Consider the following 25,538-nt stretch of genomic DNA (forward strand, 5'->3'; position numbering starts at 1 on the left):
TTCACCGCTGGGTGTGCGGGCCGTTTCGGGGGCGGCCACAGCACTGAGCCCGGTACCGAATCCGGTACCGGGCTCCACGTTTCTCTCCCGCGGCGCTCAGCGGGTGATCAGCTGCTGGGCGTTGTTGTACATGATGTCGTCCTGGGCGGACTCGTCGAGCTCGGCGATGAGCTTGCGGAAGTCGCCGGGGTTGGCCAGGCCCTCAGCGTGCGGGAAGTCGGAGCCCATGACGATGGACTCGTGGTAGCCGAGGCGCTTGACGACGTTCACGATGTCATCTTCGGGATAGGGCACCACGCGGACGTGCTTGCGGAAGACCTGGCTGGGTCGCTCGTCCAACTGCCCGCCGATCCAGGGGCCGTTGCGGCCCATGCCCCGGCTCTTGTCCATGTGACGCACGAAGTGCGGCACCCACTCGGAGCCGAACTCGGACACCAGGACGTTGATGTCGGGGAAACGGCCGAAGAGGTTGTCGAAGATCAGCGCGGACAGCGTCTCCTCGACGGGGCGCTGGCCGTAGGTGTTCTGCCACTGCCAGGCCGACATCCGGAAGTGGATGGGGTTCGGGTCGTAGCCCCAGGAGGGCGCCACCTGCGAGTTGTAGTAGAACTCGCTGATGTGGTAGCAGACGCTCGCCTTGGCTTCGTTGACCAGCTTCCAGAACGGGTCGAAGTACGGGTCGCCCGGCGAGCGGCCGTACACAGGGCCGGTGGGCAGCAGGATGAAGCGGGCGCCCTGGTTGAGGACGTACTCCAGCTCCTTGACGGCGCTGGGCAGATCGCGCAGTGACAGCAGCGCGGGGGCGTAGATGCGGCCCTGGTGGTTGAAGCCCCAGACCTCGTTCATGTACCGGTTGAAGGAGTGGTAGTTGGCGTAGAGCGGCTCCACGCCCTTCACGTACTCCTCGGCGACCAGCGCCCAGCCGCCCGGGTAGATGATCGTCTGGTCCAGACCCTGCTCGTCCATGACCCGCAGCCGGGCCTCGCGGTTCTGGTACGACTCGTGCATCGGCTCGAACTGGTAGGTCTCCTCGGGATTGCCCGAGGCCATCGCCTTGAGCATCTCCTTGAGCGAACCGGGACGGTAGACCTGCCCGAACTCCGGCTCCAGGCATACGACGATGCGGTCCCCGGCGAGGATCACCTCCCGCCCGTCCGGCAGGGTCACCGGGGCGACCGCCGAACCGAGGAACTCCTTCGGAAGGTAGCGGGTGAAGGAGTCCCGCTCCTCGTACATGTGCTGGTCGCAGTCGAAGATGGGCTTGCGCTGTTCGGCCATGGCGTCGCCTCCGGGCCCCAGGAACTATTCAGTACGCCTTCTATAATTATCTAACTGATTAGAGAGCGCAAGGGGGGAGTGGAGGCGGGTCCGCCGCGAGGTCGGGCCGGTCAGTCGAGGAGTTCGAGCACCGTCTTGGGTCCTGCGGCGTTGACGACGTCGTCCGCACTGGCGATGTGCCGCTGCCACAGCTTCTCGGCCTCGTCCGCCTTGCCGGACTCGATCAGGCCGACCATCCGCACATGCGCCCGGTGTCCCTTGAGGGCCTGCGTCTTCTGTGCCTCGGCATCGGCCGCGCCCGCCGTGTACGAGGCGTTGGCCCGGTCGATGATGTTGCGCAGCATGCCGCACAGCAGGATCAGGGTCTGGTTGCCGGTGAGCTCGATCAGCAGGGCGTGGAAGGCGTCCTGCGCGTCGACCAGGGCGAGCGGGTCATCGAGGACGGACTTCTCGGCCGCCACCGCGTCGCGCAGCCGCTTGATGTCGTCCGCCGTGTGCTTGGTGGCGAGCTGGCGGGCGCAGGGCGGCTCGATGAGGGCCGCGGCGCGATAGATATCGCCCAGGGTGGCGCCGCGGTACTCGAGGATCAGGCCGGCGAAGCGGGCGGCGACGTCCGCGTCCGGAGCGCTCACCCGGGCGCCGCCGTGGGCGCCGCGGCGCACCGTGATCAGGGACTCCGACTCCAGCACCCGGAACGCCTCGCGCAGCGTGGGCCGCGAGATGCCGAACTGCTCCATCAGGCCCGACTCCGGGGGCAGCGCGTCGCCGGGCTTCAGCTCGCCCCGTACGATCTGGCGACGCAGGTGTGCGGCGACCAGCTCGGCGGTCTTCGGTACCCGCACCTGACGTCCGACGCGGCTGCGGGCGGGGACGGGCACGGTCGCCGTTTCTGCGGTGCGGGCTGCCTCGGCCACGGTGGCTCCTCGTATAGCTAAATGAATCGTCTTAGTGCATCGAGGGTACCAGGTCAAGCCATCGGTGATCTTCTCCTTGCGCGACCTGATCTGGTGCCCTGGCGGTCGTTTGGTATATAGATGATTCATCTATCTATAAAGCCGGTCCAGCCGACGGATACCGCGGGAGTGACCTCGATGACCGAGAACCCGGCCCCGGAGATCCTCACCGATCTCACCGACGACGGGGTCATGCTGCTGACCCTGAACCGGCCCGAGCGGCACAATGCCTGGACGCTCGGGATGGAGCTGCTCTACAACGAACTGTTCGACCGGGCGGAGCACGATCCACGGGTGCGGACCGTCGTGCTCACCGGCGCCGGGCGCAGCTTCTGCCCGGGAATGGACATGAGCGTCCTGGACGCCGCCTCGTCGGGCGCCCGCCCCTGGCCGACGGACCAGCTGCCCCCGCGCACCCGACCCATGTCCTTCCCGAAGCCCGTGGTGGCGGCCGTCAACGGCGCCTGCGCCGGCATCGGGTTCAACCAGGCGCTGATGTGCGACGTCCGGTTCGCCGTACCGCACGCCAAGTTCGCCGCCGCCTTCAGTGCCCGCGGGCTGGTGGCCGAGGACGGCGTGTCCTGGATCCTGCCCCGGCTGATCGGCTACGGCAACGCCGCCGACCTGCTGCTGTCCTCGCGCCGGATCACCGGGACGGAGGCCCTGGCGATGGGGCTGGTCAACCGCCTGGTCGAGCCGGCGGAGCTGCTGCCGGCGGCCATCGCGTACGCGACCGAACTGGCCCGCTCGGCCAGCCCGTACGCGATGTCCCTCATCAAGCGGCAGCTCGCCGACGACCAGGCGAGGACCTTCACCGAGAGCCGCGACCACGCTGCCGCCCTGCTGGCCACGGCGAAACGCGCCCCGGACTACCGCGAGGGCGTGCGCAGCTTCATCGAGCACAGGCAGCCGGAGTTCGCCGGGCTGGGGGAGACTCCGGCCGTGGTACCGGCTCTTGCGCAGGACACGTCGTCATGACGCGCTCCGAACTCCCGCTGCACCGTCGCACGATCACCGTCACCGCGTACGCGGAGGGTGGCGACGAGATCTCGGTCGAGGCGGAACTGAGCGACGTGCGCCCCTGGGCGGAGCCGTCGGCCGACGTCGTCCACCGGATGGTGCTCGCCGTGCGTGTACGTCTGGCCGACATGGTCATCGTGCACGCCGACGCGGACATGCGGACCTTCCCGCACGCCGAGTGCCCGTTGATCACCCCCGTGTTCGACGGGCTGACCGGGCTCAGTGTCGCCGCCGGGTACAACCGGGCCATCCAGGAGCGGTTCCGTGGGGTGTCCGGCTGCTCGCACCTCCACGAGCTGGCCCGTGTCCTGGGCCCCGCGGTGGTGCAGGCGGCCATCTCGGCGAACGCGGGGCTGCGTTACGCCGGCGAGCAGTCCCACGACCCGCGCTCCACGGCCGGTGTGCTGAACAGCTGCCACATCTGGGCGCCGGACGGCGTGGGTCTGCGCAAGCTGGACACGGGCTGGGTCCCGGGCACCGGCCCGCGTCCGGTGCCGCCGCTCAGGACCTTCGAGGGGCGTGACCCGGGGACGACCGACACCTGAATGCTTTGCCGTGCGACGCCTGCATCCTCGCGGGCATCGCGTCGACGAGCGTATCTGTCCGGTTCGCGGCGGAGTGTGCGTCGCGCCAGGGTCATCGTCGACGACGCCTCCCTCGGCGGAGCGGTGGTCGAGACCTTGCCATCGCAGCCACCGTCGTAGCGCGGTGCTGGATCAGCGTCGCAGCCACTCGTCGAGAAGCGCGGCCTCGGCTTTGCTGAGACCGGGCAGTTCCGGCAGGAGGGTGCGGAAGGTCGCGACGACGGCCGCCGGGTCCTGGGTGGGGACAACAGCGGGCTCATCTACGAGGATGGCGCGAGCGATCGCGTCGAAGGCGGCGTCGGCCAGGCCCGGGTCGCTTTGCTCTGGTGGCAGGGTCAGCAGCGTGTGGACGGTTCCGATCCCCGCCGAGCGGATGAGGTTGACGGCGCGTTCCTCGCTCACCCGGAGCCGCCCGGCGGCGGCGATTCTGTGCACACGCTCGGCGAGGATCAGCACACCCTTGACCTGTGCCGGGGTGGCGCGTGCGCGGGCCGGGTCGAGCAACAGGCCGTAGACGTACGGGTTGGCCAGGCCGAAGCTGATCTGCGTGTTCCATCCGGCGCGGAGGTCTTCCACAGGGTCGTCCGAGGGCGCGGTGGTCTGCTTGCTCGCCACATGTTCGACGAAGACATGTTCCGCGGCGACGTCCAGCAGGTCGTCCTTGTCCTGAAAGAAGCGGTAGAGAGCGGGAGGCTGCAGCCCGGCCTCGTGCGCCACGCGGCGCGTGGTCACCGCGGCCGGACCCTGGTCGCGCAGCAGGCCGGCCGCAGCCTTCACGATGCGGTCCCGGGTGATGTCTCGCCGCTGCGTGTTCGGTGCCATGGACACGATGGTATCGCCGGTGCGTGACAGGTGATGTTATCGCTGATATCGCCAACGTGCTTAAGAACCCCTGACAGCAGGGACGATGCAAGAGGCGCTCAGGGCCTTCGCGTTCGGTTGATGAGAAGCAGGGCCAAGCAGACGACGGAGCAGGCCAGTCCTGCGTACAGCAGGAGTGTGGCCCAGAACCACACCTCTTCGGTGCTGTGGCCGCTGGTCCAGTGACAAGTGATGGATGGAGGGAAAGCGTGCACGTTCACCGATGTCAGGCTGTAGTCCCGTCCAGCATCCATGTACACGCCGTTGCCGGTCCTGGACCCGCACACGTCGAGCGGGTTCGTGAAAGCGAGCCCGTAGACGGTTCCGGCCCCGTACGCGGCGATGGTTGATGCGCTGCCGATCACGGCCCAGCGGGCCGGCTGCGAGGGCTTCTTCCTGGTCACCCACAACGCGTAGGGGAGTGTCCCGGCGGCGAAGAGGAAGATGGTAATCGCGGGCGGACCAAACAACGCGAACAAAGACACCATGCACCCTGACACTACTTCGAGCGGAGAGACCGCTGTTGGTTCGCTCCGTCCTCAGCTGGCCGGAAAGCCACTGGAGTCCGTTCAGACGCCGCCAGCAGGTAAGGACACATCCGAGAGTGAGGAAGGCTCCGGAATGTGCGCTCCACTACCCAGCGTTGGGCGCCCAGCCCGGAGCCGTGCCCTCGTGGTCGTAGCCGCGGTCGCCAAGCACCACGTGCGGGCGGTACCGCCCGAAGCAGCGGGATCAGCTGGGTGACGTCGTTGGGGTTGCCGCCGGTGAAGGTGGCGGCGAGCGGGATGCCGGTGGCGTCGGTGATCAACCGCCCGGGAGAAGTCCGGGGCGTCCACGCCGCGGACCTTGGCCAGGAGGACCTCGCGCAGCCGGGGCCACACCCCGGCCTCGGTCCACTCGGCCAGGCGCCGCCAGCATGCTCCCACGTCCGCGCGAAAAAGGGGCGCCGACACCGGTCCGTCGCCGGCAGACCGGCGGAAAGCAGGCAGCAAACACCACCTGATCTGTGACGGACGCGGCACCCGCTCAAAGTCATCACGACAGCGGCCAACGTCAACGAAGCCACCCAGACCCTCGCCCTCGTCGACGACATCCCGCCCGTCGCGGGCTGCCCCCGCCGGCCCCGCCGTAGACCGGAACTCTGCTCGGTGACAAGGGCTACGACTCCAACGCCCACCGCGACGAGTTGCGCCGCCGACAGACCCTGCCCGTCATCTCCCGCAAGGGATCTCCGCGCTGCTGGAGCGGGTACCGGCCGACACGATCGCCGTCAGTGTGCGCGACGTGAGAAAGGCCGCGGACCTAGCCGAGCGCGGCGTCCGAGTCCGAGTGGGAGACTTCACCGAACCCGACAGTCTCAAGCCCGCCTTCGAAGGTGCCGAGTGCGTCCTGGTCGTCTCGGCGGCTATTCGAGACGGCGGCGCGGTGACCGCCAACAGCGCCGCCATCGACGCCACCAGGCTGGCTCTCCCACCTCGCTCTTCCCCGCCGCAGAAGGTCCACGCGGCTACCGAGGAGCACCTCAAGGCAGCAAGGAGTCCCCTACACCGCTCTTCGCAATTGGTTCTATGCCGCCACCTTGGGCTCCTACATCGGCGCGGCGCTGGAGACCGGCACGCTCGCCGTTGCCGCAGGATGGCCCGGTGTCCTGGACGGCCCACGAGGACCTGGCAGAAGCCGCGGCCTCCGCCCTGACCGAAGACGGTGCGCTCGAAGGGATGGCGCCACCCCTGACAGCCCCCCCCCACACGCTGGACTTCGCCGACGTTGCCGAAGTCCTCAGCCGCATCACCGGCCGGACCATCACCCGAGTCGTCATGGACGACAACGAGTGGATATCCGCAGTAGTCGCCTGAGGGATGCCGCGGCCGGCTGCGGAGTTCCTTGACGGGTTTCGCGGCATCGCGCAATGGCGAGTTCAACGCCACCGACCCGACACTGGAAGCCATCATCAGGCACCCCGCGAAGACCGTCTACGCCCCCCTTCTGGGCGAGCATTCCCGGCGGTCAAAGCACTAGCGCCCCAGGTAGGCGAGCTCCGGGAAATGCCGCTGGTACGCGTCCAGCAGGCGCTTGGCGACGGTGTACGAGTCGATCAGCGGGTGGATGGTCAGTGCCTTGACCGCGTGGGCCCGCTCCGCGGTCGTGGCGGCGTGGATCACCGCGCGTTCGACCGCCTTGACGGCGCACACTAGGCCCTGGCCGTGGTCGGGCAACGGGGCGCCGGCGATGGGGCGTGCGCCGTTGGCGTCCACGTGGCAGGGGACCTCGATGACGGCGTCGTCGTCCAGGGCGGGGATCCGGCCGCGGCCCCGGACGTTGAGGATGAGCGTGGTGCGCTCGTCCCGGGCGATGGCCCGCATGAGAGCGAGGGCCACCTGCTCGTACCCGCCGGATTCCAGGTCGCAGGAGTCCCGTTCGCCCATGCCGACGGCGTCGCGGTTCTCCGCCATGTAGGTGGTCTCGCGCTCCAGCCGGGTGGCGTCCCAGGCGTTCCAGGCGGCCCGGGGCGCGGTCGGGCCGCCGCCCGCGGAGTCCAGCGAGTCGTAGAAGCGCTGCTGCTGCGTGTGGAGGAAGGCGCCCCGGGTGTGCTCGGCGGCCCGCGCGGTGCCGACCGACTCGCGGTGGAAGTAGTAGTAGTGCAGGTACTCGTTGGGCAGCGCGCCGAGCGTGCGCAGCAGGTCGGCGCCGAAGAGCTTGCCCTCCTCGAAGGAGGTCAGGGCGGCCTCGTCCGCGAACAGGGACGGCAGCAGGTCACGGCCGTCGGCGTACAGGCCGCACAGCCAGCCCAGGTGGTTCAGACCCACGTAGTCCAGGCTGGTGCGCGCCGGGTCGACGCCGAGCGCCCCGGCCACCCGGCGGCCGAGACCCACCGGGGAGTCGCAGATCCCGATCACGCGGTCGCCGAGGAGAGCGGTCATGGCCTCGGTGACCATGCCCGCGGGGTTGGTGAAGTTGATGACCCAGGCATCGGGCGCCAGGGCGGCGATACGACGGGCGATCTCGAGCGCCACCGGGATGGTGCGCAGCCCGTAGGAGATGCCGCCCGCGCCGACGGTCTCCTGGCCCAGCACGCCTTCCTCCAGGGCGATCCGCTCGTCCGCCGCGCGGCCGGCGAGCCCGCCGACCCGGATGGCGGAGAACACGAAGTCGGCTCCGGTGACCGCCTCGTCCAGGTCGGTGGTCAGCGTGACTCCGGGGGCGTCCGGGTGCCCGACCGCCTGGTCGGCCAGGACCTTGCCGATGGTCGTCAGCCGGGAGGCGTCCAGGTCGTACAGGGTCACGTCGGTGACGCGTCCCTCGCCGCGGTCGCCGAGCAGGGCCCGGTAGACCAGCGGGACGCGGAAGCCGCCGCCTCCCAGGATCGTCAGTCTCATACCTCGACCACCTCGACTCCCGCCTCACGCAGACGGCTACCGGTCTTCTCGTCCACCGGGGCGTTGGTCACCACGACGTCGAGTTCCTCAGGACCGCACACCCGGGCCATTCCGGTGCCGGGGAACTTGGCCGCGTCCGCCAGCAGGACCACCTGGGCGCTGGCGGCGATCATCGCCCGCTTGACGGGCACCTCGACGGCGGTGGTGTCCAGCACCTGGCCGTCGGGGCGGACCCCGCTGGTGCCGAGGAACAACCGGTCGGCGTGGACCTGCCGCAGGTTGTCCTCGGTGAGGAAGCCGACCAGCGAGCGGTAGTCGCGGCGGACCACGCCGCCCAGCAGGATCAACTGGACGTCCTTGTCGTCCTGGAGCTCCTCGTAGACGGCGAGGTTGCTGGTGATCACGGTCAGCGAGCGGCCGTGCAGATGGCGGGCCACCCGGTGGGCCGTGGTGCCGATGTCGAGCAGCACGGTCTCGCCGTCCCTGACGAGGTCCGCGCACCAGACGGCCAGCGCGTCCTTCGCCTCCACATGGACGCCGGCGACGTCCGCGAACGGGTCGTCCTCGCCCGTCACGGGGGCGGCACCGCCGTAGACGCGCTTGAGCAGTCCCTCGTCCTCCAGTTGTACGAGGTCCCGACGGATCGTGGCCTGACTCGCCCCGACCTTCTCGGCCAGGGCGACCACCGAGAGGGGGCCGTCCGCGCGCAGGGCGCGAAGGATCAGCTGGTGTCTTCGGTCAGCGAGCATGCCGCTGACCATACTCGCGAACTCTTCAAACTCAAGCAAAGTCACGCATGAATGTCTCGATACTCGCTTGACCCTTGTCAAAGTCGCGCATCGGGTGCACTCTCTTGCGTAATTCAAGCGAGGTCCGGACCCCACTCCGGTCGGCCGAAGCGGATGAACGGCGTATCCCGCCGCCATGGACGCGTCGGCACCGTCTGAGAGGACCAGCTCACACGCCCCGGGTGGCTGAAGGGTTCCCACCACGCCGATGCTCTTCAGCCACCCGGCCCTCCCGTCACACCCCTCCACGGCTCACGACTCACAGGTCCTGTCGGACATACCGGTTATGGCCGATGTGCAGAACCCGCCCAGAACTAGGAGAAGATCGTGGATCTTTCCCGCAGACGATTCCTTCAGGCCGCCGCCCTGACGGCTGCCGCGGCCGGCACCACCGCAGCGTGCGGCGGCAGTTCAGGATCGAGCGGCAGCAAGGACGGCAAAGACCTGACCCTCTGGTACTGGGGAGGCGCGCTCAGCGACAAGGTGGTCGCCGAGGCCAAGACGCACTTCAGCAGCCAGGTCAAGCTGACCACCAACTCCATCGGCGGCGACTTCAAGCAGAAGCTCACCACCACCCTCGCGGCGGGCGCGGCCGTGCCTGACATCACCGGCATCAAGGGGGAGGACATCGCCTCCTTCCTGCCCAACGGCAGCCGCTTCCTGGACCTCAACGACCTGGGCTTCAAGAAGCTCTCCTCCCAGTACCTGGACTGGAAGACCAAGCTCGCCCAGACCACCGACGGCAAGCAGATCGGTTTCCCGATCGACATCGGGCCCACCGCGCTCTACTACCGCGCGGACCTGTTCGACAAGGCCGGGCTGCCCTCCGACCCCGCCAAGGTCGCCGCCGTGACCAAGACCTGGGACGACTACTACGCGCTCGGCGCCGAGCTGAAGAAGGCGTTGCCCGGCACCTACCTGATCAACAACCTCGGCTCGGTGTTCAACATCGCTGTCGGTCAGGGCACCAAGCGGTTCATCGACGAGAACAACCACTTCATCGGCGACCAGGACCACATACGCGCCGCCTGGGATCTCTCCGTCCGCCCCTACCAGCTCGGCCTCGACGGAAAGATCAACGACAACACCCACAACGCCGCCCTCAGTAAGGGCACCCTCACCACCGAACTCGGCGCAGCCTGGCACGCGTTGGACATCGAGCAGGCCGCCCCCAACACCAAGGGCAAGTGGCATGTCAGCCCGAACCCCGGAGGGCCGGCCAACCAGGGCGGCTCCTACCTGGCCCTGCCCAAGCAGTGCCGCAACCCCGAAGAGGCATTCAAGATCATCAGCTGGATCCTCAACCCGGCCAACGACGCCCGAGGCTTCACCGACGCCGCCATCTTCCCGGCCTGTCCCGCCGCTTACGCCATGCCTGCCATGACGGGACCGGACGCCTTCTTCGGCGGGCAGAAGATCATCGAGGTCTTCGGCCCGGCCGCCGAGGCCATCCCGGCCAGCTACGAGGCGCCCGCCGACGCCGCCGTCATGGCCCCCTACCTGACCGAGTTGACCAACATCGAGGCCAAGGGCAAGAAGCCCGACGACGCCTGGAAGGACGCGGTCAGCCAGGCCAAGCAGATCGGCCAGCGGCAGGGAGTGAGCTGACATGTCCTCACCTCCGGTCACCGGACCCGCCGCGGTGCCCAGGCACCGCGGCGGGCCGGGCCCGACCCGGTTCCGCCCGCGGCGCACCCCGCCTCCGGGCGCCGTACGGGTCAGGCGTCGCGGGGTGCTGTCCCACTGGCGGCAGTACCTGGCGATCTCGCCCTTCTACCTGGTCTTCCTCGCCTTCTCGTTCTTCCCGGTCCTCTACTCGCTGTATCTGGCCTTTCAGCGCTGGGACGGCATCGGCGACATGCACTTCGTGGGGCTGCAGGAGTTCCGGTTCCTGTGGAAGGACCCCGTCTTCTGGCTGTCGATCCGCAACACCCTGGTGATCTGGGTGCTCTCCACCGTGCCCACGCTCGTCGGTGCCCTGGTGCTGGCGACGCTGCTGCATTCGGTGCGCCGCTTCAAGGGCTTCTACCGCATCGCCCTCTACGTGCCGAACGTGACCTCGATCGTCGCCGTGGCGATCTTCTTCGGCGCGGTCTTCAGCAACAACTTCGGCCTGGTCAACGCGATCCTGGACACGGTCGGCATCTCGCCCGTCCCGTGGTTGAGCAACCCGTGGCTGATCAAACTGGTCATCGCGCTGCTGATGACCTGGATGTGGACCGGGTACAACATGATCATCTACCTGGCCGGGCTCCAGACCATCCCGAAGGAGATCTACGAGGCGGCCAAGCTGGACGGCGCCGGCCCCGTCCGCACCTTCCTCCAGATCACCATGCCGATCATGCGGCCCATCATTCTGTTCACCGTCATCATCTCGACCATCAACGGCCTGCAGAGCTTCAGCGAACCCCAGATCCTCTTCGCCAGCGAGGCGGCCAACCCCAGCCTCGGCGGCCCCGGCCAGGCGGGCCTGACCACGCTGCTGTACTTCTACCAGTCGGCCTTCGTCAACAACGACTACGGCTACGGCGCGGCCATCGTGTGGGCCTTCTTCGTACTGATCATCGTGCTGGTCCTCATCAACTGGCGCATCGTGCAACGAGGGAGGAAGGCATGACAGCAGCGGGCACGACGCCGGGTCAGGTGGGCACGAGACGGTTCCGGCGCCCCAGGGGCCTGAGCGCGCACGTCTTCCTCATCGTGGCCGTCCTGATCTCGGTCTTCCCGTTCGTGTGGACGATCATCATGGCGACCAACACCACCCAGGACATCTACAAGAGTCCGCCGAAACTGACCTTCGGCTCCCACCTGCTGGAGAACATCCGGCACATGCTCAAGACCATCGACTTCTTCGGGTCGATGCTCAACACCATCGTCGTCGCGTCCGTCACCACCCTCCTGGTGCTGTTCGTCGACTCCCTGGCCGCCTTCGCCTTCGCCAAGTTCGACTTCCCCGGACGCAGGGTGCTCTTCGCCGCGCTGCTGGGGTTCATGATGCTGCCGTTGCAGCTGGGCATCCTTCCGCAGTTCATCCTCGTCTCCAAGATCGGCTGGGTCGGCACGCTCAGCGCACTGATCCCGCCTGCCCTCGCCAACGCCTTCGGCATCTTCTGGCTGCGCCAGTACATCCAGAGCGGCGTGCCCGACGAACTTCTCGACGCCGCACGCATCGACGGCGCCGGGTTCTTCCGCCAGTACTGGAACATCACGCTGCCCATGATCAAGCCGGGCTTGTCGTTCCTCGCCATCTACGCCTTCGTCAACGCCTGGAACGACTACATCTGGCCGCTCGTCGTGCTCACCAAGCCCGGCCACGTCACCCTGCAGGTGGCGCTCGCCCAGCTCAACGTCGCCCACAACACCGACTACAGCATGGTCATGGCCGGTGTGCTCATGGCCTCCGTCCCGATGCTCGTCGTCTTCTCGATCTTCGCCCGAGGCTTCATCGCGGGTGCGACGGAAGGGGCTGTGCAGGGCAGCTGAGCCGTTGAGGTATCGAGAGAGGTGAGGAATGACGGATGTCGATCCGCCGGGGCGGCCGGCGCCCGGTGACCACGCCGAGGAGGGGACGGCGGACGGCGAGAAGCGCGGCAAGGTGCTCGTAGTGGGCCTGGACGGGGTGCGCTTCGACCGGCTGACCCGCCCCCAGCCTTCGGCCGGGGGGACCCCCATCTCGCTTCGCTCGCCGTTCAAGGCGCCCGTGTTGCACGGCCTGATTGCCGCGGGTTCTCACGGCACCAGTCTGCTGCCCTACGGCGAAGTGGACGGGCAGGCGGAGGACGGGCCGTCGACCAGCATGGCCTACACCGACTCCGGACCCGGCTGGTCGAGTGTGCTGACCGGGGTGTGGCCCGACCGTCACGGGGTGACCGGCAACGACTTCACCGGTGCCGACTACTCCCGCTACCCCGACTTCCTCAGCCGCGCCGTCACCGCCCGACCCGGTCTGCGCACCGCGGCCGTGGTGTCGTGGCCCGACCTGGTCCATCGCGGCACGCTCGGCCCCGCCGTCGGTCGGCGGGTACTCCACGACGGCGAGGCGCAGGGCTACGAAGCCGCGGACCGCCTCGTCGCCGACACCGCCGCACACTGGCTCACGGACGGCGACCCGGACGTCATGTTCGTGTACTTCGGCGCCGCCGACGAAGCCGGCCATGCCACCGGCCCCCTCAGCCCCGCCTACGACCACGCCCTCCTCTCCCAGGACGCCCACCTCGGGCGGCTGTTGGACGTGATCGCCGCCCGACGCTCCCACCCCGGCCGTGCCGACGAGCACTGGACTGTGCTCGTCACCACGGACCACGGCCACCTCGACACCGGTGGCCACGGCGGCGACACGCATGCCGAGCGAGAGGTCTTCGTCATCCTCGCCGAGCCCGGCGTGCCAGGCGGCACGCTGCTCGACACCCCGCGCCTCGTCGACCTGGCCCCGACCGTCCTGGACCGTCTCGGCATCCCCATCGACCCCGCCTGGGGCCTGCAAGGCCGCATCCTGCCCAGACCCTGCTAGAGGCTCCTGATCGAGGGAACCCACTCAGTCGACGTCGACCGGGCCGTCGTCCGCCTTGCCGTCCTTGCGCGAGTGCAGCTGGAGCAGGCCGTTGCCGCTGCCGTTGCCGTTGCTCTCCGCGGGACGGCGGCCGTCGGAGGAGTCCTGGCCGCTCAGGTTCTGCCGGACCGAGTCGAGGATCGTCAGGCCCTGCGACACCAGACCGGCGGCGATCTCGCCGAGCCCGTCGGCGCCGTTGAGGACGTTGACGTTGGCACCGGCGAGGCCGCCCGCGGCCTCCTTCACGATCTGCGGGAGCTGGTCGATCAGCATCCGGTCGAGCGCGACCCGGTCGTAGGAGGCCGCGGCCTCGGCCTGGATCTTCATGCGCTGCGCCTCGGCGGCGGCGAGCACCCTGATTCGTTCGGCTTCGGCCTCGGCGGGCTTCACGATCTCCGCCACCAGCTGCTGCTGACGCAGTTTCGCCTGGCGCAGCGCCAGTTCCGTCTGCGCGTCGAGGACCTCCTGCTGGGCGTGGGCCTGTGCCAGCGGCCCGGCCTGCGCGGCCCTCGCCTGGGCACGGTCCACCTCGGCCGAGTACTCCGCCCTGACCACGGCGGTCTGCCGGGCGTACTCGGCCTGGTTGCGGGCCGCCACCTGCTCCGCCTCGACCGAGGCCTGGGTGGCCTGGGCCTGGGCGATCTGCGCCTGCCGCTGGATGGCGGCCTTGTGCGGCGCGGACATCGCGTCGATGTAGCCGGTGTCGCCGTCGTCGATCGACTGGATCTGCAGCGAGTCCACGATCAGGCCGATCTTCGCCATCTCGGTCTTGGAGGTGTCCAGGACCTCCGCGGCGAGCTTCTGCCGCTCGGTGACGATCTCCTCGACCGTCATCGATCCGATGATGGCCCGCAGGTGACCGGCGAAGATCCGGCCCGTCAGCACCGACATCTGGTCCTGGTCGGAGAGGAACCGCTGGCCCGCGTTGATGATGCTCTCGTGGTCGTTGCCGACCTTGAAGGCGATGACGGCGCGGACGTGCAGCGAGATGCCCTGCCTGGTCACGCAGGTCTCGGTGACCTCGGACTCGCACATCGACAGGGTGAGGAACCGGGTCTTGCGGAAGATCGGGAGCACGAACTTGCCGTGCCCCGTCACCACTCGGAACGGCGCGCCCCCCAGTCCCCGCCGTCCCCCCGAGATCAGCATCGCCTCGTCGGGAGCGGGAACCCGGTATCCGAACATGGTTACTCCTCAGCCGGCGCCGGCGGGATTGCCGCGAGCGCGTCCAATGGATCCGCCCACTCGATGACGCCGACCGCGCGGCATCCACGCGACTCGATCACGAGCACGGTCGCTCCGGTGGGCAGGGGATCCTCGGACCAGGCGAGGAAGGTCTCCGAGCCGCCTCTGACCCGCACGAGGATCTCGCCGGGGCCCGCGGAGCCGCGGGTTCCGATGAGCAGCTTCCCCGTGCAGCCGATCACGGCCTCGTCCTGCGGCATCGCGGCCGCCCTTCATCGTCTGGCCCCAGGATCCCGACGATAGACCTACTGCGGCCGGGGGCCCAACGGGCATGACGATCAGGCCCACTACGCTCCGCCCGTCCCGCCTCCGACGCGGTCCACCGCCGCAGCCGGCACAGGCACCCGGCCGGGTTCTAACCCGCCGCTGCCCTCGGCTCGCGCGGCAGCCCCAGCACCTTCTCCGCGAGGATGTTCCGCTGCACCTGCGAGGTCCCCGCGTAGATGGTGCCGGAGCGGGCGATCAGGTACGTCGTCGACCAGGACGCCGAGGAGTTCGCCGCGCCGGGGTCGTCGGTGCGGTAGGTGCGCAGGGGCGGGCGGCCGACCGGCACCTGGCCGTGCAGGCCCATGATGTCCATCGCCAGATCGGTGACCTTGGTGTGGTACTCGCTCCAGTACAGCTTGGCGATCGACGACTCGGGGCCGGGCTCGGTGCCCTTGAGCCAGCCGGTGAGGATCCGGTAGCCGAGATAGCGCATGATCTCGACCTTGGACCAGCACCAGGCGATGCGCTGCCGGATCACCGGGTCCTGGTCCTTGCCGTACAGCCGGGCCAGCTCGACGAGGCGTTCCACCTCCGCCTTGAAGAGGATCGGGTTGGTCGCCGCCTCCTCCCCGCGCTCCACGCCGAGCAGGCTCTGGGCGACGGTCCAGCCGTTGTCGACGCCGCCCACGACGAGGTCGGCGCGGGTGCGGGCGCCGTTGAAGAACACCTCGTTGAAGTGCAGCTGTCCGCTCATCATGCGGAAGGGCCGCACCTCGACGCCGGGCTGGTCGAGCGGGACGAGCAGGAAGGAGATGCCGCGGTGCCTGGAGGCGTCCGGGTTCGTGCGGGCCAGGACGAAGATCCAGTCACTGTGGTGGGCGCCGGAGGTCCACACCTTCTGGCCGTCGATCACCCACTCCTCACCGTCACGCACCGCGCGCGTCCGCAGGGAGGCCAGGTCCGAGCCCGCGTCCGGCTCCGAGTACCCCTGGCACCAGGTGTCCTCGCCGCTGAGGATGCGGGGGAGGAAGTGGGCCTTCTGCTGGTCCGTGCCCCAGCGCAGCAGTGTGTTGGCCAGCATCTTCACGCCGAAGGTGTCCTGCGGCAGCCCGAACGGCACACCGGCCAGCGCCAGTTCCTCCATCAGCACCACCTGATGGAGCTTGGTCAGGCCCCGGCCGCCGTACTGTTCGGGCCAGGTCAGCGAGAGGTAGCGGCGCTCGGCCAGCAGACGGCGCCAGTCCCGGGCGAAGGCCCAGGCCGCCTCCTCGTCGAGGGCGCCGATGCCCTTCCAGTCCGGCGGCAGTGTCTCGGAGAGGAACGCCCTGACCTCGGTGCGGAACGCCTCGGTCTCCGGGGGATAGCTGATGTCCACCTGCGTACTCTCCTCGTCCGGTCCCGTGCGCACAGCTCAGTCGCTGTATTGATTGTTTCAGCATAATAGGTTATCTATTTGAGAGGAATAGCGTCGAGCCAGGGCGGGCTGACATGGGACTGCTGGACGGCCGCAACGCGGTGATCACCGGCGGCGCACAGGGCATCGGCTTCGAGATCGCCGGAGTCCTCGGCGCCGAGGGGGCGTCCGTCGTCCTCGGCGACATCAACGAGGACGCGGCGGCGGAAGCCGCCGAACGCCTCGCCAAGAACGGCGTGGCAGCCACCTCGCTGCGCTGCGATGTCACCGACGAGGACGAGGTCGCCGCCCTCGTCGCCCACTGCGCCGACAGCTTCGGACCGGTCGGCGTCATGGTCAACAACGCCGGGATCACCCGGGACGCGACCCTGCGCAAGATGGCTCTCGGCGACTTCCGCGCCGTTGTCGACGTGCACCTGACCGGCGCGTGGAACGGCACCCGGTACGCCGCCGAGGCGATGCGCGCGCACGGTCAGGGCGGCAGCATCGTCAACATCTCCTCCATCGCCGGCAAGGTCGGCAACTTCGGCCAGACCAACTACAGCGCCGCCAAGGCCGGACTCGTCGGCCTCACCAAGGCCTCCGCCAAGGAACTCGCCCGGGCCGGGATCCGCGTCAACGCCGTCCAGCCCGGCCTGATCCGCACCGCCATGACCGAGGCGATGCCTCCGGCCGCCTGGGACGCGAAGCTCGCGGAGATCCCCATGGGACGTGCCGGAGAGCCCGCCGAGGTCGCCCAGGTCGTCCTCTTCCTCGCCTCCGACCTGGCGAGCTACGTCACCGGAGCCGTGGTCGAGGTAACCGGCGGCCGGTACATGTGACCCCTCATGAAAGGCAGTGCTGATGCCCGCCCTCCTGCGTGACGCGGTGATCTGCGAACCCCTGCGTACCCCCGTCGGCGGCTACGGCGGCGTCTTCCGCGACGTGACGGCGGCCGAACTCGCCGCCACGGTCGTACGCGCCGTGCTGGAACGCACCGGCATACCGCCCGCAGCCGTGGACGACGTCCTGCTGGGCCAGTGCTATCCCAACGGCGAGGCCCCGGCCATCGGCCGAGTGGCCGCCCTGGACGCCGGTCTGCCCGTGGAGGTGCCGGGACTGCAGATCGACCGCCGCTGCGGCTCCGGACTGCAGGCGATCATCACCGCGGCCATGCAGGTGCAGACCGGCGCGAGCGACCTCGTGCTGGCCGGGGGCGTCGAGTCCATGAGCCAGGCCGAGTTCTACACCACCGACGTCCGCTGGGGGGTACGCGGCGCGGGCACCACCCTGCACGACCGCCTGGCCCGCGGCCGGGTCACCTCCGGGGGCGTCAACCACCCCGTCTCCGGGGGCATGTTGGAAACCGCCGAGAACCTCCGACGCGAATACGCCATCCCCCGCGAAGAGCAGGACCGACTCGCCCTGCGCTCGCACGAGAAGGCCGTCGCGGCCCAGCGGGAAGGCCGGTTCGCCGACGAGATCGTGCCCGTCACCGTACGCACCCGGAAGGGCGAGACGGTCGTCGACACCGACGAACACCCGCGCCCCGGCTCGTCGTTGGAGAAGCTCGCGTCGCTGCGTCCCGTGCTCGGCCGCCAGGACCCCGAGGCGACCGTCACGGCCGGCAACGCCAGCGGCCAGAACGACGGCGCCGCGCTGTGCGTCGTGACCCACCCCGAGCGCGCCGCCGAACTCGGCCTGCGACCGCTGGGCCGCCTGGTCTCCTGGGCCGTCGTCGGCGTACCACCCGAGACGATGGGCATCGGCCCGGTCCCCGCCACCGCCAGGGCCCTGGAGCGAGCCGGACTGAAGCTCGCCGACATCGACCTGATCGAACTCAACGAGGCCTTCGCCGCCCAGGTACTGGCCTGCACCCGTGAATGGGGCCTGACCGAGACCGACTTCGAACGGTTCAACGTCAACGGCTCCGGCATCTCGCTGGGCCACCCCGTCGGCGCCACCGGCGGCCGCATCCTCGCCACCCTGCTGCGCGAACTGGACCGCCGTCAGGCCCGCTACGGCCTGGAGACCATGTGTCTCGGCGGGGGCCAGGGCCTCGCCGCGGTCTTCGAACGGCCGACCGACGCAACCCACGCTCTTGGAGGACGCTGACATGGCCGGACTGATCGCATACGGCGCCTACGTGCCGTACCACCGCCTCGCGAGGACGGATGTCGCAGCCGCCCTGGGCGGCAAGGGAGGCAAGGGAACCCGCGCGGTCGCGGGCTACGACGAGGACACCACGTCCATGGCCGTCGAGGCGGCCCGCGGCGCCCTGGCCAGCGACGGCCTGCGCGCCCGCGTCAGCCAGCTCTTCCTCGCCACCGCCGCACCCGCCTACCTCGACAAGACCAACGCCACTGCTGTCCACGCCGCGCTCGGCCTCGACCGGCACGTGCTCGCCGCCGACATGGCCGGCTCCGTGCGCTCAGGCCTCGGCGCCCTGGTCACGGCCGCCCGGTCCCCGGTACCGACCCTCACGGTCCTGTCCGACCTGCGCACCGGCCTGCCCGGCGGCAGCGACGAGGTCGCCGGCGGCGACGGCGCGGCGGCGTTCGTCTTCGGCGGACACCGCAACGGGGCCCCGGTCATCGCGGAGTTGCTCGCCCACGACACGGTCAGCGACGAGATCCTGGACCGCTGGAGGCTGCCGGGCACGCCCGTCTCCCGGGTCTGGGAGGAGCGCTTCGCCGAGGAGATCTACGTGTCCCTCGCGGACAAGGCGCTCACCGCGGCCCTCGACCACGCGGCGGTCGACATCGGCTCGATCGACCACTTCGTGGTCGCGGGCCTGCACGCGCGCGCGTGCGCGGCGGTCCGGCGCACAGCCGGTGTCCGCCCTGAGGCGGTGACCCCGGACCTGGCCGGAGCGATCGGCAACGCCGGCACCGCCCAGCCCGGACTGCTCCTCGCCGACGTCCTCGACCGGGCCCGGCCCGGCGAGCTCATCGCCCTGCTGGTGCTCGGCGACGGCGCCGGAGTCCTCCTGCTGCGCACCACCGACGCGCTCCCGGCCCACCGGGCGACCCGCCCGGTCGCCGCGCAGATCGCCCAGGGCAGCGCCCCGATGCCGTACGCCACGTATCTGTCCTGGCGCGGTCTCCTCGACCGCGAACCACCCCGCCGGCCGGACCCCGAGCCGCCCTACGCCCCGCCCGCACACCGACGCACCGCATGGAAGTACGGCTTCGTCGCCTCCCGTTGCGAGAAGTGCGCCACCCGGCATCTGCCGCCGGACCGGGTGTGCACCTCCTGCCACAGCGTCGACGCCATGACCGACGAGCCGATGGCGGACGTGCGCGGCACGGTCGCCACGTTCACCGTCGACCGCCTGGCGGCCACGCCGAGTCCGCCGATGCTCGTCGTGGTCGTCGACTACGACGGCGGCGGCCGGTTCCGCTGCCAGCTGACCGACGCCACCGAGGCGGACGCCGTCATCGGCGCCCGGGTCGAGATGACGTTCCGGCGCACGGTCACGGCGTCCGGCGTCCACAACTACTTCTGGAAGGCCCGGCCGGTGCGCACGGGCGAGACCGAGGGGACACACTGATGGGCTCGCACGGAATACGGGACCGGGTCGCGATCGTCGGCATGGGCTGCACGCCCTTCGGCGAGCACTGGACCCGCTCGGCGGACGACCTGCTGATCGACGCCGTCGGCGAGGCGGTCACCTCGGCCGGTATCACCCTCGACGACATCGACGCGTACTGGTTCGGCACCCAGGCCTCCGGCGTGTCCGGGCTGACCCTGAGCCGGGCGCTCCACCTGCCCAACAAGCCGGTCACCCGCGTCGAGAACATGTGCGCGACCGGCTCGGAGGCGCTGCGCAACGCCTGTTACGCCGTCGCCTCCGGGGCGTACGACGTCGCGATGGCCGTCGGCGTGGAGAAGCTCAAGGACTCCGGCATGTCCGGACTGTCCGGCACCGTCATCCCGGGCGCGGGAGACGACAGCCGCGGCGAGATCACCGCCCCGGCGAACTTCTCCCTCCTGGCCCCCGCCTACGCCGCCAAGTACGGCCTGGCGGGGGAGGAGATGAAGGACGTCATCACCCGCATCGCCTGGAAGAACCACGTCAACGGGGCCCGAAACCCCCGCGCCCAGTTCCGCAAGGAGGTCCCGCTGGAGCGCATCCGGTCGGCCCCGATCGTCGCGGGCATGCTGGGCGTGTTCGACTGCTCGGGCGTCTCGGACGGTTCAGCGGCGGCGATCGTCGTACGCGCCGAGGACGCCTACAAGTACACCGACAAACCGATCTTCGTGAAGGCGCTGTCCTTCGTCGCCGGTCCGGCCGACGGGCTCCTCGACCCGGAGTACGACTTCACCACCTTCCCCGAGGTCGTCGCCTCCGCACGGGAGGCCTACCGGCAGGCGGGCATCACCGACCCGCGCGCCGAGCTCGCCCTCGCCGAGGTCCACGACTGCTTCACGCCCACGGAGTTGGTGCTGATGGAGGACCTGGGCTTCTCCGAGCGCGGTCAGGGATGGAAGGACGTCACCAGCGGGGCGTTCGACCTGGACGGCCCGCTGCCCGTCAACCCGGACGGCGGCCTGAAAGCCTTCGGCCACCCCATCGGCGCCTCGGGCCTGCGCATGATGTTCGAGGCCTGGCTGCAACTGCGCGGCGAGGCACCGGCCGAGCGGACGGTGAAGTCCGTGGCCGAGGGACGTTCGCTCGCGCTGACCCACAACCTCGGCGGCGGACCCGGCGAGTGCGTCTCGTTCGTGTCGGTCGTCGGCAGCCAACTCACCGCATAGGGAAGGTGTTTCGACCATGGGGCGACTCGAAGACAAGATCGCCGTCATCACCGGGGCCGCGTCCGGCATCGGCGCCGCCACCGCGCGTCGCGTCGCGGCCGAGGGCGCGCTCACGGTCGTGGCCGACCTGAACCTCGAGGGCGCCAAGGCGGTCACGGAGGAGATCCGCGCCGCCGGCGGCTCCGCGACGGCGGTCCCGGTCGACCTCGGCGACATCGAGAGCGTACGGGCCATGGTGGCCGCTGCGGTCGAGACGTACGGCGGTCTCGACGTCCTGCACAACAACGCGGCGGCCACCCACCTGGCCGCCCGTCAGGACCTCGCCGTCGTGGAGGCCGACCCGGCGGTCTGGGACGACACGATGCGCATCAACCTGCGCGGGACGATGGTCGCCATCCAGGCCGCCGTCCCGCACATGATCTCCCGCGGCGGCGGCTCCATCATCAACACCTCGTCCGGGTCCGGGCTTTCGGGCGACCTGCGCAATCCGGCGTACGGCGCCTCGAAGGCCGCCCTCATCAACCTCACGCAGTACGTCGCCACCCAGTACGGCAAGCAGGGCGTGCGCTGCAACGCCATCGCGCCCGGCTTCATCATCACCCCGGCCAGCTCCGGTTCGGCGCACGGGGCGATCCGCGAGGCGATGCTCCGCCATCACCTCACCCCGCGCCTGGGACGCCCGGAGGACGTCGCGTCGGCGGTCGTCTTCCTCGCCTCCGACGAGTCGGAGTTCGTCACCGGGCACACCCTGCGCGTGGACGGAGGGCTGCTGTCCCATCAGCCGTACGTGGCGGACCTGCGCTCCGAGTGAGGACCTGGCTGATTTCTTTCCCTCGCTGGACGGGGCGGCGTTTTTACCGGGTGGCAATTGCAGAGAAATGAACCTTTCCTACGGTCCGGGCACCAGGTGTGATGGTTCCGCTTCTGATCCCCGCGAGGCCGCCGTGACCGATGTGCCCGTCTCCACCCGCCCGCTCGCCGAGCCCCAGGCCACCTCCGAATCCCAGCACGGCCGTCTGGACTCCGCCGCCCTCGGACTGCCGTCCGTGCTGTTCTGCATCGTGACCGGTGCGGCACCGATGACCGCCATGCTGTTCAACGTGCCCGTGGCCGTGATGGGCGGGGGCTACGCGGCGCCCGCCGCGTTCCTGCTGGCCACCGTGGCCCTGACGGTCTTCTCCGTCGGCTACATCGCGATGAGCCGCCGGGTGACGTCCACCGGCGGCTTCTACACGTTCATCAGCCGCGGTCTCGGCCGGATCACGGGTGTGGGCTCCGGCGTGCTCATCGCTCTGTGCTACATCATCTTCTCCGCCGCCGTCATCGGCGTGATGGGCTACTTCGCCGCCACCAGCGTGGAGGAGTGGACCGGAGTGTCCGTCCCGGTGGCGGTCTACATGTTCGGCGGGCTCGCGGTGATGAGCCTGCTCGCGTGGTTCCACATCGAGCTGACCGCCAAGGTCCTCGGCGTCCTGCTCGTGTCGGAGGTGCTGGTCCTGCTGGTGCTGGGGGTCGGCGTCCTGATCGACGGCGGAGCCCACGGCTTCTCGGCGGCCCCGCTCAACCCGGGCGAGCTGTTCGGCAACGACGACGCGACCAAGGTCTTCGGCTCGGCGGCCGCCGGCGTGGCACTCTTCGCCGCCTTCTGGTCCTGGGTCGGCTTCGAGATGGCTCCCAACTACGCCGAGGAGTCCCGCGACCCGCACAAGATCGCGTCGCGCGCGACCTACGGCTCGGTGATCGGCCTCGGCGTGTTCTACATGTTCGTGTCCTACGTCTACGTCACCGGATGGGGCCTGCCGGAGTCGGTGCAGGCGGTGAAGGACCAGTTCGCGGGCAAGTTCGCCTCCGCCTTCTATCCGCTGTCCGACCGGTACGTCGGCTCTCCGCTCACCACGGCCATGGAAGTGCTCGCGATCACCAGCTCCTTCGCCTGCGCCATGGCGTTCTACAACACCGGTGCGCGCTATCTGTTCTCGCTCGGCCGGGAAGGCGTCCTGCCGTCCGTCCTGGCCCGCACCTCGCGCCGGCACAGCCCGATCGTCGCGGCGATGACCGTGAGCGCCGTGGTGGGTCTGTACGTGCTGGGATTCGTGATCTACGACTCCAGCGCCGAAGGGGCCCTGCTGAAGCTCGGGACCTGGTCGCCGCTGCTCGGTGTGCTGGGCATCCTGGCCGTGCAGGCCCTGGCCTCGGCGGCGATCATCCGGTACTTCCTCACCACCGCGCGCGACGGCTTCCACTGGTTCGCCACACTCGTCGCGCCCGTCCTCGGCGGAGCGGCGATGGTCGGCGCCTGCTATCTGCTGATCGACAACCGGACCGTGCTGGCGGGCGCCGAGGACGTCCCGTTCATCACGTATCTGCCGTGGACCGTGCTCGCCATGTTCCTGGCCGGCGTCGTCATCTCCGTCGTACTGCGCTCGCGCAGCCCCGAGAAGTACGCGGCCCTCGGACACTTCACGCTCGCCGACCCCGACGTGGAAGACGCCGCGGGCGAGCCGGCCGTGGCCGTCTCATGACCACGATCACCGCCACCGGTGACCCTGCCGAGGCCATCGGCCCCACACGTCCCGCGCATCCCCTCGAACCGCTGTCGGCCCCGGAGATCGCGGCAGCCGCCGGACTGCTCCGCGAGGCCAGAGGACTCACCGATGCCGCGCGCTTCGTCTTCGTGACGCTGCACGAGCCGCCCAAGTCGGACGTCCTCGCGTGGCAGCCCGGCGAACCCCCGCTGCCGCGCGAGGCGTTCGTCCTGCTCTACGAGCGAGGGGAGCGGCGCACCTACGAGGCGGTGGTGTCTCTCACCGCCCGCGAGGTGGTCTCCTGGCGGCACATCGAGGGCGTTCAACCCCCGATCATGGACGAGGAGTTCAACGCCTGCGAGGACATCGTGCGCGACGATCCCCGGTGGCAGGAAGCGATGCGCCGCCGCGGTGTCGAGGACTTCTCCCTGACGATGGTCGACCCCTGGGCGGCGAGCTGGACCGGGCCCCAGGACGCCCCGACGGCCCGGCGCATCGCCCGCCCGCTCACCTGGGTCCGCTCCGCGCCCGGCGAGCACGGCTACGCGCGCCCCGTCGAGGGCCTGGTGGTCGTCGTGGACCTGGACGAGCGCAAGGTCGTCGAGGTCGAGGACCACGGCGTAGTACCGTTCCCGCCCCGTCCCGGGAACTACGAGCCGGAGTTCCAGTTCGCCCCGGACAACGTTCCCGCCTTCCCGGCGTACCGCGACGATGTGCGGCCCATCGAGATCACCCAGCCCGAGGGCCCCAGCTTCTCGGTCGACGGACACGAGGTGCGCTGGCAGAAGTGGCGCCTGCGGATCGGCTTCACGCCCCGCGAGGGCCTGGTACTGCACCAGGTCGGCTACGACGACCGGGGCACGCTGCGTCCCGTGCTCTACCGCGCCTCGCTGTCGGAGATGTACGTCCCCTACGGCGACCCGGCGCCGACCCACCGCTTCAAGAACGTCTTCGACCAGGGCGAGTACGGCGTCGGATGGCTGGCCAACTCCCTCACCCTCGGCTGCGACTGCGTCGGGCACATCCAGTACTTCGACGGGGTGGTGAACGACCAGGACGGCGCCCCGGTCACCATCCCCAACGCGGTGTGCATGCACGAGGAGGACGCCGGAATCGCCTGGAAGCACACCGACTTCCGTACCGGCGCCGTACAGGTGCGGCGCCGGCGACGGCTGGTCATCTCCATGATCGCCACGGTCGGCAACTACGAGTACGGCTACTTCTGGTACCTCTACAACGACGGCACCATCGAGTACGAGGTCAAGCTCACCGGCGTCATCTCCACCGGCGCACTGCCCCCCGGCGAGAAGCCCCGGCACGGCACGCTCGTGGCGCCCGGCCTGTACGGGCCGCACCACCAGCACTTCTTCTGCGTCCGGCTCGACATGAGCGTCGACGGCCCGGCGAACACCGTGGTCGAGATCGACTCGGTGGCCAGCCCGCCGGGGCCGGAGAATCCGCACAACAACGCCTGGGAGACCCGGCGGACCGTCCTGGCACACGAGTCGGCGGCCCAGCGGCAGATCGACCCGCTGAAGGCGCGGTACTGGAAGATCGAGAATCCTCAGAAGCTCTCCGGGCTCGGCGAGCCGGTGGCGTACACGCTGATGCCGGGAGGCAACACCGTACCGATGTACCCACCGGAGGCGCTGTTCGCCCCCCGCGCCGGATTCACCGCGAGCCATCTGTGGGTGACCGCCTACGATCCCGCCGAGCGCTACGCCGCCGGTGACTACCCCAATCAGCACCCGGGCGGTGAGGGGCTGCCCGCCTACGCCGCCGCCGACCGTCCGCTGGAGGACACCGACGTGGTGGTCTGGTACACCTTCGGCGCGCACCACGTCGTCCGCCCGGAGGACTGGCCGGTCATGCCGGTCAGCACCATCGGCTTCATGCTCAAGCCGAGCGGCTTCTTCGACGGCAATCCGGCCCTCGACCTGCCGCCGAGTCAGAGCGCGCACTGCCACACCGACGACGCCGCGGCCTGCTGCTGACCG

24 protein-coding genes and 1 pseudogene are annotated in these 25,538 nt (G+C 69.6%); 15 read left to right on the forward strand and 10 right to left on the reverse strand.

Features of this window, described 5'->3' with window-relative positions; all coding sequences use genetic code 11:
- Positions 1-96 precede the first annotated feature (96 nt).
- On the reverse strand, positions 97-1,278 hold the full coding sequence (locus RNB18_RS03290) for an amidohydrolase family protein (RefSeq protein WP_311712606.1): 1,182 nt from the start codon (positions 1,276-1,278) through the stop codon (positions 97-99).
- Between the two features lie 110 nt (positions 1,279-1,388).
- The gene (locus RNB18_RS03295) at positions 1,389-2,192 is read right to left on the reverse strand and encodes a FadR/GntR family transcriptional regulator (protein WP_311712607.1); all 804 of its coding nucleotides are present in this window, start codon (positions 2,190-2,192) and stop codon (positions 1,389-1,391) included.
- Positions 2,193-2,369: 177 nt separating this feature from the next.
- Between RNB18_RS03295 and RNB18_RS03300 the strand changes: the two genes are divergently transcribed.
- Positions 2,370-3,209, forward strand: coding sequence for an enoyl-CoA hydratase-related protein (locus tag RNB18_RS03300; protein WP_311712608.1), 840 nt, complete (start codon positions 2,370-2,372; stop codon positions 3,207-3,209).
- Entirely contained in the window at positions 3,206-3,796 is a 591-nt protein-coding gene (locus tag RNB18_RS03305; protein WP_311712609.1) for a DUF2889 domain-containing protein, read from the forward strand. The genes RNB18_RS03300 and RNB18_RS03305 overlap by 4 nt, the downstream gene beginning before the upstream one ends.
- A 171-nt stretch (positions 3,797-3,967) precedes the next feature.
- On the opposite strand, the gene RNB18_RS03310 is transcribed toward RNB18_RS03305, so the two are convergent.
- The 3 genes and pseudogenes from RNB18_RS03310 to RNB18_RS03320 all read right to left on the reverse strand — a co-directional run.
- On the reverse strand, positions 3,968-4,657 hold the full coding sequence (locus RNB18_RS03310) for a TetR/AcrR family transcriptional regulator (protein ID WP_311712610.1): 690 nt from the start codon (positions 4,655-4,657) through the stop codon (positions 3,968-3,970).
- A gap of 98 nt (positions 4,658-4,755) precedes the next feature.
- On the reverse strand, positions 4,756-5,184 hold the full coding sequence (locus RNB18_RS03315; RefSeq protein ID WP_311712611.1) for a hypothetical protein: 429 nt from the start codon (positions 5,182-5,184) through the stop codon (positions 4,756-4,758).
- A gap of 131 nt (positions 5,185-5,315) precedes the next feature.
- Positions 5,316-5,613 (reverse strand): annotated as a pseudogene (locus tag RNB18_RS03320) (IS5/IS1182 family transposase); the annotation flags it as partial.
- 322 nt (positions 5,614-5,935) lie between these two features.
- Between RNB18_RS03320 and RNB18_RS03325 the strand changes: the two are divergent.
- Positions 5,936-6,391, forward strand: coding sequence for an NAD(P)H-binding protein (locus RNB18_RS03325; RefSeq protein ID WP_311713009.1), 456 nt, complete (start codon positions 5,936-5,938; stop codon positions 6,389-6,391).
- The gene (locus RNB18_RS03330; RefSeq protein WP_311712612.1) at positions 6,340-6,552 is read left to right on the forward strand and encodes a Rossmann-fold NAD(P)-binding domain-containing protein; all 213 of its coding nucleotides are present in this window, start codon (positions 6,340-6,342) and stop codon (positions 6,550-6,552) included. The genes RNB18_RS03325 and RNB18_RS03330 overlap by 52 nt, the downstream gene beginning before the upstream one ends.
- 159 nt (positions 6,553-6,711) lie before the next feature.
- On the opposite strand, the gene RNB18_RS03335 is transcribed toward RNB18_RS03330, so the two are convergent.
- Entirely contained in the window at positions 6,712-8,073 is a 1,362-nt protein-coding gene (locus RNB18_RS03335; protein WP_311712613.1) for a 6-phospho-beta-glucosidase, read from the reverse strand.
- A complete protein-coding gene (locus RNB18_RS03340) occupies positions 8,070-8,999 on the reverse strand; it encodes a DeoR/GlpR family DNA-binding transcription regulator (protein ID WP_449657633.1) in 930 nt (309 codons plus the stop codon). Before RNB18_RS03340 ends, RNB18_RS03335 begins: the two co-directional genes overlap by 4 nt.
- Before the next feature lie 189 nt (positions 9,000-9,188).
- Here RNB18_RS03340 and RNB18_RS03345 point away from each other — a divergent pair, with 189 nt between their 5' ends.
- From RNB18_RS03345 to RNB18_RS03360, 4 genes are all read left to right on the forward strand, one after another.
- A complete protein-coding gene (locus RNB18_RS03345) occupies positions 9,189-10,469 on the forward strand; it encodes an ABC transporter substrate-binding protein (protein ID WP_311712615.1) in 1,281 nt (426 codons plus the stop codon).
- 124 nt (positions 10,470-10,593) lie between these two features.
- Positions 10,594-11,478 carry a carbohydrate ABC transporter permease gene (locus RNB18_RS03350; protein WP_311713010.1) on the forward strand — a complete coding sequence of 295 codons (885 nt, stop codon included), beginning with the start codon at positions 10,594-10,596 and terminating at the stop codon, positions 11,476-11,478.
- Complete coding sequence (locus tag RNB18_RS03355) at positions 11,475-12,344, forward strand: carbohydrate ABC transporter permease (RefSeq protein ID WP_311712616.1); 870 nt, start codon at positions 11,475-11,477, stop codon at positions 12,342-12,344. Before RNB18_RS03350 ends, RNB18_RS03355 begins: the two co-directional genes overlap by 4 nt.
- A 28-nt stretch (positions 12,345-12,372) precedes the next feature.
- Positions 12,373-13,371 (forward strand): alkaline phosphatase family protein, encoded by a 999-nt coding sequence (locus RNB18_RS03360; protein ID WP_311712617.1) that lies wholly within the window; start codon positions 12,373-12,375, stop codon positions 13,369-13,371.
- Positions 13,372-13,395: 24 nt separating this feature from the next.
- On the opposite strand, the gene RNB18_RS03365 is transcribed toward RNB18_RS03360, so the two are convergent.
- The 3 genes from RNB18_RS03365 to RNB18_RS03375 form a co-directional block, all read right to left on the reverse strand.
- Positions 13,396-14,595, reverse strand: coding sequence for an SPFH domain-containing protein (locus RNB18_RS03365; RefSeq protein ID WP_311712618.1), 1,200 nt, complete (start codon positions 14,593-14,595; stop codon positions 13,396-13,398).
- Positions 14,596-14,597: 2 nt separating this feature from the next.
- Positions 14,598-14,855 carry a hypothetical protein gene (locus RNB18_RS03370; protein ID WP_311712619.1) on the reverse strand — a complete coding sequence of 86 codons (258 nt, stop codon included), beginning with the start codon at positions 14,853-14,855 and terminating at the stop codon, positions 14,598-14,600.
- A gap of 155 nt (positions 14,856-15,010) precedes the next feature.
- Positions 15,011-16,237, reverse strand: coding sequence for an acyl-CoA dehydrogenase family protein (locus RNB18_RS03375; protein WP_311712620.1), 1,227 nt, complete (start codon positions 16,235-16,237; stop codon positions 15,011-15,013).
- 113 nt (positions 16,238-16,350) lie between these two features.
- Here RNB18_RS03375 and fabG point away from each other — a divergent pair, with 113 nt between their 5' ends.
- From fabG to RNB18_RS03410, 7 genes are all read left to right on the forward strand, one after another.
- Positions 16,351-17,097 carry a 3-oxoacyl-ACP reductase FabG gene (gene fabG, locus RNB18_RS03380; RefSeq protein WP_311712621.1) on the forward strand — a complete coding sequence of 249 codons (747 nt, stop codon included), beginning with the start codon at positions 16,351-16,353 and terminating at the stop codon, positions 17,095-17,097.
- A gap of 22 nt (positions 17,098-17,119) precedes the next feature.
- Positions 17,120-18,370, forward strand: coding sequence for an acetyl-CoA C-acetyltransferase (locus tag RNB18_RS03385; RefSeq protein WP_311712622.1), 1,251 nt, complete (start codon positions 17,120-17,122; stop codon positions 18,368-18,370).
- 1 nt (position 18,371) lies between these two features.
- The gene (locus RNB18_RS03390) at positions 18,372-19,808 is read left to right on the forward strand and encodes an OB-fold domain-containing protein (protein ID WP_311712623.1); all 1,437 of its coding nucleotides are present in this window, start codon (positions 18,372-18,374) and stop codon (positions 19,806-19,808) included.
- The gene (locus tag RNB18_RS03395) at positions 19,808-21,016 is read left to right on the forward strand and encodes an acetyl-CoA acetyltransferase (RefSeq protein WP_311712624.1); all 1,209 of its coding nucleotides are present in this window, start codon (positions 19,808-19,810) and stop codon (positions 21,014-21,016) included. Before RNB18_RS03390 ends, RNB18_RS03395 begins: the two co-directional genes overlap by 1 nt.
- A 16-nt stretch (positions 21,017-21,032) precedes the next feature.
- Positions 21,033-21,827 carry an SDR family NAD(P)-dependent oxidoreductase gene (locus tag RNB18_RS03400; RefSeq protein ID WP_311712625.1) on the forward strand — a complete coding sequence of 265 codons (795 nt, stop codon included), beginning with the start codon at positions 21,033-21,035 and terminating at the stop codon, positions 21,825-21,827.
- 133 nt (positions 21,828-21,960) lie between these two features.
- On the forward strand, positions 21,961-23,538 hold the full coding sequence (locus RNB18_RS03405) for an APC family permease (RefSeq protein ID WP_311712626.1): 1,578 nt from the start codon (positions 21,961-21,963) through the stop codon (positions 23,536-23,538).
- A complete protein-coding gene (locus tag RNB18_RS03410) occupies positions 23,535-25,535 on the forward strand; it encodes a primary-amine oxidase (RefSeq protein ID WP_311712627.1) in 2,001 nt (666 codons plus the stop codon). The genes RNB18_RS03405 and RNB18_RS03410 overlap by 4 nt, the downstream gene beginning before the upstream one ends.
- The last annotated feature ends 3 nt before the right edge of the window (positions 25,536-25,538 follow it).

It is taken from the genome of Streptomyces doebereineriae (assembly GCF_031845645.1).
Lineage (GTDB): Bacteria > Actinomycetota > Actinomycetes > Streptomycetales > Streptomycetaceae > Streptomyces > Streptomyces canus.